The organism is Stakelama portus (assembly GCF_003171655.1).
GTDB classification, from domain to species: domain Bacteria; phylum Pseudomonadota; class Alphaproteobacteria; order Sphingomonadales; family Sphingomonadaceae; genus Sphingomonas; species Sphingomonas portus.
Window position 1 is genome coordinate 1 of sequence record NZ_QFZL01000012.1, and the last position, 9851, is coordinate 9851.

A 9851-nucleotide genomic window follows, 5' to 3' on the forward strand; every position below is an offset into this window, starting at 1 on the left:
CGGAATGGCTTCCATCTCGACCCAAAGCGGCCTTGGAAGGGCGCCCAGCCCTCCCGGCGGCCACTTTGGCCCGATATGTTCGCCATTCCGGCGCCTCGGCGGTGCCGTTTATGGGTTCACGACCTAGCATGTTTCAGGCTTTTTTCCTTTCGTTCGGACAATTGCTCGACAAGCCGATCGCGCGGGTCTTTCTGAAATCGCTGGCGGTGACGGTCATCGTCTTCATCGTCTCCGGCCTAGCGCTGTGGTGGGCGATGCGCTGGGCGTTCCGGATGGTGAACGGCGCGCCTGCCGGCGAGGCCGGAACGCTGTGGGGCTGGGCGACCGGATGGGCGCAGGCGGCAAGCGCGCATCAGGGGCTGGCGGACCTGATGTCGCTGGTGCTGTTCCTGCTGGCATCGTGGCTGTTGTTTCGCGTGATCGCCGTCGCAGTGATCGGCATTTTCGCCGATGAAGTGGTGATCGCGGTCGAGAAGAAACATTATCCCGACCGGCTGGCGGTGGCACGCGACGTGCCCTTCTGGCGCGGGGTATGGATGGGGCTGGGATCGGCGTTTCGTGCGATTGCGATCAATGTGGTGCTTTCGCCGATCTATCTGATCCTGCTGGTCACGGGCGTCGGAACCGCCGTCGCCTTCTTTGTCGTCAACGCATGGCTGCTGGGCCGCGATCTGGGCGATATGGTCGCGGCGCGGCACATGCCGAAGGAAAAGCTGCCGCGCTGGCGATCGCGCACGGTAATCCGTCGCTTCCTGCTGGGCAGTATCGGGACCGGCCTGTTCCTGATACCGGGCCTCAATCTGATCGCGCCGGTGCTGGGCACGGCGATGGCAACACATATGCTGCATCGAAAGGGTATCGAATGAAACTGCGTATCGTGGCGGGGAGTATGGCCGCCCTTATGGTTTCGGCATGCGGAGGCGGCGGCATTGTCGGCAGTGCGTCCAACCGCCCTGCCCCCCAGGTTCCGATCCCGGCGGGAACGCCGCTCACCACCGCAGTGATGGGGCAGGACGCCAACAGCCTGTTCGCGCAATTCGGATCGCCCTCGCTCGACATCAGCGAAGGGCGCGGGCGCAAGATTCAGTTCGCCAACGCGACCTGTGTGCTCGACACCTATCTCTACCCCTCGCAAAACGGGCGGGGATCGCCGACGGTCACCTATATGGACACGCGCCAGCGCGACGGCAGCCCGATCGATCCGTCGAGCTGTGTCGCCGCGTTACGCCGGCGCTGAGCGCCATTCGGCGCGCACTTCGGCGTCCTCCTCCTGCGCCGCGCAGCTATCGCGCATAGCCTGCCAGCGCGCGAGATCGAGCCGGCCAAGCGCCCAGATTGCCGCGCCGCGCACCACCGGTGACGCGTCGGAGGTCCGCGCGACGACGCATTCGATCAGCGCCGCATTGCCGCTGTTGCCCGCCGCGATCAGACAGTTGCGGACCATCCGGTCGCGCCCGATCCGCTTGATCGGCGATCCCGAAAACACCTGGCGGAAACCGGCATCGTCGAGCGCCAGCAGGTCGGCGAGCGCCGGCGCGACCAGTTCCGCGCGCGGCAGAAAGGCGCGATGCGCCGCGCTTTGCCGCGCAAACTTGTTCCACGGGCAAACCGCCAGGCAATCGTCGCAGCCATAGATGCGGTTGCCGATGGCTTCGCGAAATTCGTGCGGGATCGGTCCGGCATGTTCGATGGTGAGATAGGAAATGCACCGCCGGGCATCGAGCCGATAGGGTTCGGGAAAGGCGTCGGTCGGGCACGCCACCTGACAGGCAGTGCAGCTGCCACAGCTTTCGCGGCCGGGCGCGTCGGGATTCAGATCGAGCGTGGTATAGATCGCGCCGAGGAACAGCCAGCTGCCATGGTCGCGGCTGACCAGATTGGTGTGTTTTCCCTGCCAGCCGAGCCCGGCGGCATGCGCCAGCGGCTTTTCCATCACCGGCGCGGTGTCGACAAACACCTTGAGCTGGGTGTCGGGCAATTCGGCGACCAGCCAGCGCGCCAGCGCCTTCAGCGCCTTTTTGACCGTGTCGTGATAATCGGCGCCCTGCGCATAGACCGAGATGCGGCCGATATCCTGCGCCTGCGCAAGCGCCAGCGGATCGGTTGCGGGGGCATAGCTCATCCCCAGCGCGATCACCGAACGGACATCGGGCCACAATGCGGCGGGGCTTTCGCGCTGATGCGCGCGCGCCTCCATCCAGATCATGTCGCCATGCCGGCCCTCGTCCAGCCATTGGCGCAGCCGCCTGCCCGCCTCCGGCGCGGCGTCGGCGCGCGCGATTCCGGCGGCGGCGAACCCCAGCTCGGCAGCCTTTTCCCGGATCCTTGCTTCGATTGGCCTGTTCTTGGTCACACCCACCCGCTACCACGAGCGGGCCAGGGAGAGGGAGTGGTTTGCAAAGCGATCTTGCACTCAGCGCGTCGGGTCTCGTCAAGAAGTTCGGCGGAAAGCGTGTCGTGGACGGCGTGTCAATCGCCGTGCCCAAGGGGCTGATCTATGGCGTGCTCGGCCCCAATGGCGCGGGCAAGACGACGACGCTGCGCATGTTGCTGGGCATTATCGAGCCCGATCAGGGCGAGCGAACGTTGCTGGGCCATGACCGCCCGCGCGATGCCAGCGACGATGTCGGATATCTTCCCGAAGAACGCGGCCTCTATCCCAATATGCGCGCCAGGGACGCGATCGCGTTCATGGGCGCATTGCGCGGGCTGGATTGGAAGACCGGGCGCAAGCGCGCCGAAACGCTGATGGAAGACGCCGGGCTGGGCCACGCGGCCGACGAAAAGATCCGCAAGCTTTCGAAAGGCATGGCGCAATTCGTCCAGTTGCTGGGATCGACGGTGCACGAACCCGAATTGCTGGTGCTCGACGAACCTTTTTCCGGGCTCGACCCGGTCAATCAGGAGCGGCTGGAAAAGCTGATCCTGGGCCAGCGCGACCGCGGCGCGACGATCCTGTTTTCGACGCATGTCATGGCGCATGCCGAACGATTGTGCGACCGGCTGGCGATCGTCGCCAGGGGCAAGGTGCGGTTCGAAGGAACGCCCGACGAAGCGCGCGCCACGCTGCCCATGCATGCACGATATACGCCGCGTTTCGCCGATGACAGCATCGCGAAGCTGTTGCCCGCCGATGCTGCACCGACCAACGGCAGCTGGCGTTTCACTGTGCCGGACAACGGGATCGAAGCGCTGCTCGTCACGCTGATCGACGCGGGATACGGGATTTCGGGACTGTCGATCGAACGCCCCGGATTGCACGACGCGTTCGTCCGCATCGTCGGCGAAGAAGCGCTGGAGGATATGGCGTGAGCATGTTCGGCAAGGGCGTGCGTCAGGCACTGACGATCGCGCGGCGCGATTTCATCGCGGCGGTCGCGACTCCAACCTTCCTCATCTTTCTGCTCGCACCGTTGCTGATGATCGGATTCGCCGCGATCGGCGGCGTGGGCGCGACGATGGTCGACAAGACCGCCGCGACGCATCTGCGCATCGTCGCACTGGCAGACCCGGAATGGCAGGCGCCGCTGGAAGCAGCCGATGCGCGGCTGCGATCGCTGTTCGCGCCGGGCGACGATGATCGGCCGGGCGAGCTGATGATCGCGAATCCGGGACCGAAGGTCGAGGCGCAGGCACAAGCGCAGTTTCAAAAGCGCGACGCCGAAGTGACCGCAGTGCTGTACGGTCCGCTCGAAAGCCCGGTGATCCTGTACAGCCCCGGTGGCAACGCATCGGCACGATATCTGACCGAGGTCGCCAATACCGCGCTGCGCGACGCGCGTCTGGGCAGCGATGCGCCGGTTACGCAAGCGACGCTCAAGCCGATCGTCCGCACCGAAGCGACGGTCACCGGGCAAGGGCATATCGCCTTTCTGGGCGCGTTCGTCCTGTTCATCCTGACGCTGATGCTGTCGAGCCAGGCGATCGGGACGATGGCCGAAGAGCGTTCGAACAAGGTGATCGAAGTGCTCGCCGCCGCAGTGCCGCTCGAATCGGTGTTTTTCGGCAAGCTGCTCGGCATTTTCGGCGTCGCCTTGCTGTTCCTCGCCTTCTGGGCGACGATCGGGTTCAGTGCAGTGGAATTCGCGCCGCCGGACTTTGCGCGCGATTTACAGAATCTGGGCGCGGCGGTCGGCTTTCCGGCCTATCCCCTGCTCTTCTTCGCCTATTTCGTGATGTCGTTCATGCTGATGAGCGCGCTGCTGCTCGGCATCGGCGCGCAGGCGTCGACGCAGCGCGAGCTGCAGATGATGTCGCTGCCGATCACCATCGGCAATATGGCGATGCTCGGCCTTGCCTCGGCAGCGGCATCTGCTCCCGACAGCATGGTGGCGATGATCGCGACGATCATTCCGTTCAGCTCGCCGCTGGCGATGATCGCCCGCGCGGCGCAATCGCCCGAAATCTGGCCGCATCTGCTGGCGCTGGGATGGCAGCTGCTATGGGTGGCGATCATCATCACGGTCGCGGCACGCTGGTTCCGGCGCGGAGTGCTCCAGTCGGGCGGGCCGAAGGGGCGACGGCGCAAGCCCAGTCGCCCCACAGAAGCGTCGCCCCTTACGTAACGTCACCGTTGACAGCAATGTAAGTCGGGTCTCTCCTCACGCCAAAAGAGCAAGGAGAGGCAATGATGGCGACGCTTGCACAGGACCGGTTGGCGTCCGGCACGCTCGATATGACGCGCGCCGAACTTTATCGCGACGACCAGTGGCAGGAGCCGTTCCGGCTGCTGCGCAGGCAGGCGCCGGTCTATCATTGCAGCGAAAGCGACTTTGGCCCCTATTGGTCGATCTCTGCCTATAAACCCATCGTCGAAGTCGAATCGCTGCCCGACCTCTATTCCTCCGCGAGCGGCATCACGGTCGCCGATCTGCAGGAAGGCGATGTGCGGCTGCCGATGTTCATCGCGATGGACCGGCCCAAACATACCGGCCAGCGGCGCACCATCGCCCCTGCTTTCACCCCCAGCGAAATGACGCGGATGCGCGAGGATATCGTCCGGCGCACCGGCGAGTTGCTCGACACGCTGCCGGTGGGCGCGCCGTTCGACTGGGTCGACAAGGTGTCGATCGAACTGACGACGCAGATGCTGGCGTTGCTGTTTGCCTTTCCCTGGGAGCAACGGCGCAAGCTCACCTTCTGGTCCGATTGGGCGGGCGACATCGAAATCGCGCGCGATCCGGCGCGCAAGCAGGAGCGGCTGTCGCATCTTTACGATTGCGCCGCTGCGTTCCGCCAATTGTGGGACGACCGGATGGGCCAGCCGCCGACGCCCGACCTGATCTCGATGATGCTGCATTCCGATGCGATGGCCGAAATGGACGAGCATGAATTTCTGGGCAATCTCGTCCTGCTGATCGTCGGCGGAAACGACACGACCCGCAATTCGATGAGCGCCTATGCCTGGGGACTGGAGCAGTTTCCCGAAGAGCGCGCCAAGCTGGAGGCCGATCCGGCGCTGATCCCCAATGCCGCGCAGGAAATCATCCGCTGGCAGACGCCGCTCGCACATATGCGCCGCACCGCGACGCGCGATGCCGAGCTTCATGGCCAGCAGATTCGCGAAGGCGACAAGCTGGTGCTCTGGTATCTCTCCGCCAATCGCGACGAGACGCTGTTCGAGAATGGCGACCGCATTATCGTCGACCGTCCCAATGCGCGGCGGCACCTTGCCTTTGGTCATGGCATTCACCGCTGTGTCGGGGCGCGGCTGGCCGAATTACAGGTCGGCGTGCTGATGGAGGAAATGGCGAAACGGCGGCTGCGCCCCAATGTGCTGGCAGAGCCCGATCGCGTTCCGGCCTGTTTCGTCCATGGCTATCGCAGCATGACGGTGGAACTGTCGCGCTATTGAATCGCTCTCGGCTGTAACCCGGCGCGATGCCGGAGCGAACCAACGGACGTACCGGCAATTACGAAAGCAGATCCGCCATGGCCCCTTCCCTGCAAAGCCGCCGCGCGTTCCTGGCGAGCGCGGGTGTCGGCGCGGCAGTACTGACGATCGGCTGTTCACCGGGCGAAAGCCGCGAGGCGGAGCAGGATTTCGAAGTCCGCTATTCGCAAGCCGAATGGCGCCGTCGCCTTACTCCGGCGCAATTTCATATCCTGCGCGAAGCGGGCACCGAACGCCCGTTCACCAGCCCGTTGCTGCACGAGGAGCGGGCCGGCACCTTTCAATGCGCCGGATGCGCGCTTCCGCTATTTTCATCGCGGACGAAATTCGACAGCGGCACCGGCTGGCCAAGCTTCTGGCAACCGCTGGACAATGCCGTGATTACGCGCGGCGATCGCAGTCTGGGAATGTTCCGGACCGAAGTGCTTTGCCGCCGTTGCGGCGGGCATCTGGGCCATGTCTTCAATGACGGGCCGCGCCCCACCGGCAAACGGTATTGCATGAACGGTGTGGCGCTGAAATTCAGCCCGGCCTGAACATCTGGTCCGGACGGGCCATCACGATAAATCGCGATGCGCGGCGTTCAGCCAGCGGCGGTCAGCGCCAGCGACAACAGGCTCTCGCCTTCGGTGCCTGCGAACAGATCGGGCCATTGCGGCGCATCCGGCGTGTCGGGATAGATGAAGCCGTTGATCGGATAGGTGGTGCCGCCCAGCGCACCGATCGGCGCATACCAGACGCGCACCTGGCTCCAGTCATTGTTCGGCGAAACATCGACCGCGCGCACATTGCGTTCGACCTGACCCGGATGCGACCAGTTGGCATGAGTCAGCAGCACTTCGCGATCGCTGACGATTTCGGAAACCATCGCGACATGGCCGAGCGGCATGCGGGCGATGGGACGGAAGGACATGACCGATCCGACCTGAGGCATTTCGCCGCGATCGTAGCGACCGGCGGCCTGATCCCACCAGGTGCGGGCGTTGCCATAGATTTCGATGCCGGAGATCGAGCGTGCGAAGGTCACGCACTGCCAGAATTTGGCCTGGGCCGGCACCACCGTCATCAGGCAACACGCTGCCATCAGCGCAAAACGCGCTGCAAGTCCGCGAATTTTCATCTGGTCCCCACGACCCCGTTAAACCGTTGAAGCGTTGCTAGACCGATTGTAGGCGGCTCGCCCAGCCCTGCGGCGGGCTTTTCCGATGAATGGTTGTTTAACGGCGTTGGACGGTCGGAACCCCGCAGCAATCCGTATCCGGGAAATTCCCGATCTCGTGCCTCGCAACCGCGAAACGCCCTGCTTTCCGGCGCAAAAATGCCGCTGACTGCGGAATTTTCGATCCTGGGAACTCCGTTCGTCGCACGGATGTTGCAATGCAGCAGCTGATTCGTTCCTATAGTGAACAAGGGACGACGAGTGATTAAGCGTCACGTTAACCAAAGTGGCGCATGATGGGTTCGAAAGGACTGAAGAGCGGGCGGGAGTATAATCATGGGCGCACGATCAAAGCCGGCCGAAGGTGCAATGACGCTGGCAGAAATTAAGGAATTCGCAGGGTTCAGCGCTTCGACGCAGCGCTATATCCGCCGGTCGCTGGACATCGGCCTGGAACGCGACGACGCGATGGCGCGCTGGTCGCGCGACGTGGTCGAAGCGGCCAGCATCCGCGCCCAGGCCCGTATGTACGAACGCCTTCATGAAATCCGCGCGATGGTGCCCGATGACAGCGGCCTCGATCAGGTCGAACCGTTCATGGCGCCGCTGGTCACCGTTTCTGCATTCGATCTGGGACAGGGCCGTCTGACGAACTTTTCCGCCTATCGCTTCCTGTACGAGCGGCTGGTCGGCGCAGAGGTTCGCCCCTGGCTGCCGGCGGCATTCTGTTCGGCGGCGGCGCTGCCGCATCTTCACCCCGATCTGCGGCGCAAGCTGCTCCAGTCGATCAGCGAGGCCGCGGCGACGGCATCGGGCTGGTCGAACCGGCAACCGAGCTTCTTCCCCCAATGGGTGGAAAAGGTCGACGCAAGGGCGCTTCCCAACTAACCGATCAAACGGCCCTCCCCGTCCGGAGGGCCGTTTCGTTTCAGGCCCTGCGCACAAGCCGCGTCAGCGGCACGCGCGCCAGCCTGAAGCGCCGCGCGATGCCTGATCCATATGGAAATGGTCGGCGTGCTGCGCATTGTAATCGGGCGACAGGACCGTCGCATACAGCTTGCACGCGCCGTCGCGCACCTCGCGCAGGAACGCCGCCTTCGCGCCCCCGCCCGGCCAGTCCTTCAGCACGGAAATAGTCGTGCCGTCCGCCAGCCGGAAACCCGAGATATCGACGGCATCGGCAGTCGCATGCTCGCTCCATCCCCCGCTTTCGCGCCCATAAAGCCGCCGGCAGCTATAGCTGCCGAAATGCGTGATGGTGGCAACGCGGCTGCCGAAATGGCGGCGTGCGGCGGGCTGAACGATGTCCCACTCCCATTTGATCAGCGCCGCCGCGACCGGGCACGACAGCGTCAGACCCGCAGGCGCCAATGCCGCGCCATCGGTCAACACAATGCCGTCGCTGAAGCCGCATTGCGGCACGTCCGTCCGCGACACCGGATCGGCGGGACGATAGGCGACACCCGCGTGGTCGAGCAGCGCGCGGCATTGTGCGAAATCGTCGGTCAACGCGGCCAGTTTGCGACCGGTGAACAGGCCGATCGGCTCGTCCAGATCGACTCTGGTCCAGGGCAGATCCTGTGGCCGTCCGCGCAGCCAGACGATCGCCAGAAACACCGCGCCGATCGCGATCGCCACCACCAGTATGCGCGTCAGCCATCGGATCGCGCGAGTCACGATGCGCGATGCGCCAGGTCGAGCCGCTCGGATGTGATCGGATAGCCCAGGTCGTCGGGAATGCAGAGGTGATCGCATCCGCCGCGCAATTCGATCCAGGGCGTAATCGTGCGCGCGGGATAGCTGCGGGCATGCGCCGCCGCCTCTTCGAACCGGGAAAAGGGCGCGAGCCGCTCAAGATTGCGCCGCGTGGGAAAGATCACCGAATGGCGGCCCGCATCGGCGGCGTCGAGGATATCGCGCGCCGAGCGCCAGAAGGCACGCGTGCTTTCGCTGCCGTCGGGATCGGGATCGGGAAGACCGGCATCGGCGCGCGCCAGGAAGAAGCGCGTATCGAAAACGCGTTCGCTGTGATCGGGGCACCAGCGGGCGAACGGCACCAGGGCATCGAGATCGATCGCCGCATCGGCAATCCTGAGCGCCTCGGCAAAGGGCATGCCGGCATGAAGCGCGGTCCGCAGCTCGGGCACGGCGTCCGCCGCGATTCGCATGCCGATCGGAACGCCGGCTTCCTCCACCGTCTCGCGAATTGCAGCGATCCGCGCCGCGCTTTCATCGGACGCACTGCCAAGCGCCGCGGCCAGAGCATGATCGCCCGGATCGATTCGTCCGCCGGGAAACACCAGCGCACCACCGGCAAACGACATTGCGGCCGCACGCTCGACCATCAGCAGTTCAGGCGGCCCCGCAACGCGCTCGCGCATTAGTACCAGGGTAGCGGCAGGAACAATCCGGACAGGCTTCATCCCCCCGCCCTACGCGCTTTGCGTGCGAAGCTGAACCATGGGATGGCTGAAAATGATGTGCACCGGACCGATCGACAGCACCACAGTCCGCGCCCATGTTTCGGCAGCGGGCGCAAAGGACGCACTCATCGACGCTGTGCTTCTTGGACCGCTCAGGTATAGAGTTTTCCGCCTGGCCCGTGTCCGGAGGGCTGGTGGCCCCGATCGGTCTTGCCAGCATGAGCGGCGAATATTGTATGGGTCTGCCCGTGACGTGACCCCCGCTTTTTCCTCCAGTTGGAGCTAGAGTCCGACCCGACGAAGGGACGGACGGATGAAGCGGAAGCAGTTTTCGGAAGAGCAGATCATCGGCATTTTGAAGGAAGCCGAGGCGGGC

11 protein-coding genes are annotated in these 9851 nt (G+C 64.5%); 7 read left to right on the forward strand and 4 right to left on the reverse strand.

Annotated elements, in window-relative coordinates; all coding sequences use genetic code 11:
- The first annotated feature begins 128 nt into the window (after nucleotides 1-128).
- On the forward strand, nucleotides 129-866 hold the full coding sequence (locus DKB74_RS18375) for an EI24 domain-containing protein (RefSeq protein ID WP_109809656.1): 738 nt from the start codon (nucleotides 129-131) through the stop codon (nucleotides 864-866).
- Nucleotides 863-1237 (forward strand): hypothetical protein, encoded by a 375-nt coding sequence (locus DKB74_RS18380; RefSeq protein ID WP_109809657.1) that lies wholly within the window; start codon nucleotides 863-865, stop codon nucleotides 1235-1237. Before DKB74_RS18375 ends, DKB74_RS18380 begins: the two co-directional genes overlap by 4 nt.
- On the opposite strand, the gene queG is transcribed toward DKB74_RS18380, so the two are convergent.
- On the reverse strand, nucleotides 1223-2353 hold the full coding sequence (queG, locus tag DKB74_RS18385; RefSeq protein ID WP_205007903.1) for a tRNA epoxyqueuosine(34) reductase QueG: 1131 nt from the start codon (nucleotides 2351-2353) through the stop codon (nucleotides 1223-1225). The two genes, DKB74_RS18380 and queG, sit on opposite strands and share 15 nt — an antisense overlap.
- Nucleotides 2354-2394: 41 nt before the next feature.
- Between queG and DKB74_RS18390 the strand changes: the two genes are divergently transcribed.
- The 4 genes from DKB74_RS18390 to msrB all read left to right on the forward strand — a co-directional run bounded on the left by DKB74_RS18390 (nucleotide 2395) and on the right by msrB (nucleotide 6429).
- A complete protein-coding gene (locus DKB74_RS18390; protein ID WP_109809659.1) occupies nucleotides 2395-3312 on the forward strand; it encodes an ABC transporter ATP-binding protein in 918 nt (305 codons plus the stop codon).
- A gap of 2 nt (nucleotides 3313-3314) precedes the next feature.
- Entirely contained in the window at nucleotides 3315-4565 is a 1251-nt protein-coding gene (locus DKB74_RS18395) for an ABC transporter permease (protein WP_193504513.1), read from the forward strand.
- 65 nt (nucleotides 4566-4630) lie between these two features.
- Complete coding sequence (locus DKB74_RS18400; protein WP_109809661.1) at nucleotides 4631-5854, forward strand: cytochrome P450; 1224 nt, start codon at nucleotides 4631-4633, stop codon at nucleotides 5852-5854.
- Between the two features lie 77 nt (nucleotides 5855-5931).
- Nucleotides 5932-6429 (forward strand): peptide-methionine (R)-S-oxide reductase MsrB, encoded by a 498-nt coding sequence (gene msrB, locus DKB74_RS18405; protein ID WP_193504511.1) that lies wholly within the window; start codon nucleotides 5932-5934, stop codon nucleotides 6427-6429.
- Nucleotides 6430-6476: 47 nt separating this feature from the next.
- Here msrB and DKB74_RS18410 read toward each other — a convergent pair whose 3' ends face one another.
- The gene (locus DKB74_RS18410; RefSeq protein WP_109809662.1) at nucleotides 6477-7013 is read right to left on the reverse strand and encodes a CHAP domain-containing protein; all 537 of its coding nucleotides are present in this window, start codon (nucleotides 7011-7013) and stop codon (nucleotides 6477-6479) included.
- A gap of 375 nt (nucleotides 7014-7388) precedes the next feature.
- Between DKB74_RS18410 and DKB74_RS18415 the strand changes: the two genes are divergently transcribed.
- Nucleotides 7389-7940, forward strand: coding sequence for a hypothetical protein (locus DKB74_RS18415; RefSeq protein WP_109809663.1), 552 nt, complete (start codon nucleotides 7389-7391; stop codon nucleotides 7938-7940).
- Between the two features lie 63 nt (nucleotides 7941-8003).
- On the opposite strand, the gene DKB74_RS18420 is transcribed toward DKB74_RS18415, so the two are convergent.
- Together DKB74_RS18420 and DKB74_RS18425 are read right to left on the reverse strand one after the other, a co-directional pair.
- Nucleotides 8004-8729: an extensin-like domain-containing protein gene (locus tag DKB74_RS18420; RefSeq protein ID WP_420822425.1), complete on the reverse strand. Its 726-nt coding sequence runs from the start codon at nucleotides 8727-8729 to the stop codon at nucleotides 8004-8006.
- Nucleotides 8726-9475, reverse strand: coding sequence for an NUDIX hydrolase (locus DKB74_RS18425; protein WP_109809665.1), 750 nt, complete (start codon nucleotides 9473-9475; stop codon nucleotides 8726-8728). The genes DKB74_RS18420 and DKB74_RS18425 overlap by 4 nt, the downstream gene beginning before the upstream one ends.
- Nucleotides 9476-9851 lie beyond the last annotated feature (376 nt).

Bases quoted from the DNA above. Each gene is read 5' to 3' on its own strand.
- DKB74_RS18380 (WP_109809657.1), top strand. From the start codon at position 863: ATGAAACTGCGTATCGTGGCGGGGAGTATGGCCGCCCTTATGGTTTCG.
- DKB74_RS18425 (WP_109809665.1), bottom strand. From the start codon at position 9,475: ATGAAGCCTGTCCGGATTGTTCCTGCCGCTACCCTGGTACTAATGCGC.
- DKB74_RS18395 (WP_193504513.1), top strand. From the start codon at position 3,315: ATGTTCGGCAAGGGCGTGCGTCAGGCACTGACGATCGCGCGGCGCGAT.
- DKB74_RS18375 (WP_109809656.1), top strand. From the start codon at position 129: ATGTTTCAGGCTTTTTTCCTTTCGTTCGGACAATTGCTCGACAAGCCG.
- DKB74_RS18415 (WP_109809663.1), top strand. From the start codon at position 7,389: ATGGGCGCACGATCAAAGCCGGCCGAAGGTGCAATGACGCTGGCAGAA.
- msrB (WP_193504511.1), top strand. From the start codon at position 5,932: ATGGCCCCTTCCCTGCAAAGCCGCCGCGCGTTCCTGGCGAGCGCGGGT.
- DKB74_RS18400 (WP_109809661.1), top strand. From the start codon at position 4,631: ATGGCGACGCTTGCACAGGACCGGTTGGCGTCCGGCACGCTCGATATG.
- DKB74_RS18410 (WP_109809662.1), bottom strand. From the start codon at position 7,013: ATGAAAATTCGCGGACTTGCAGCGCGTTTTGCGCTGATGGCAGCGTGT.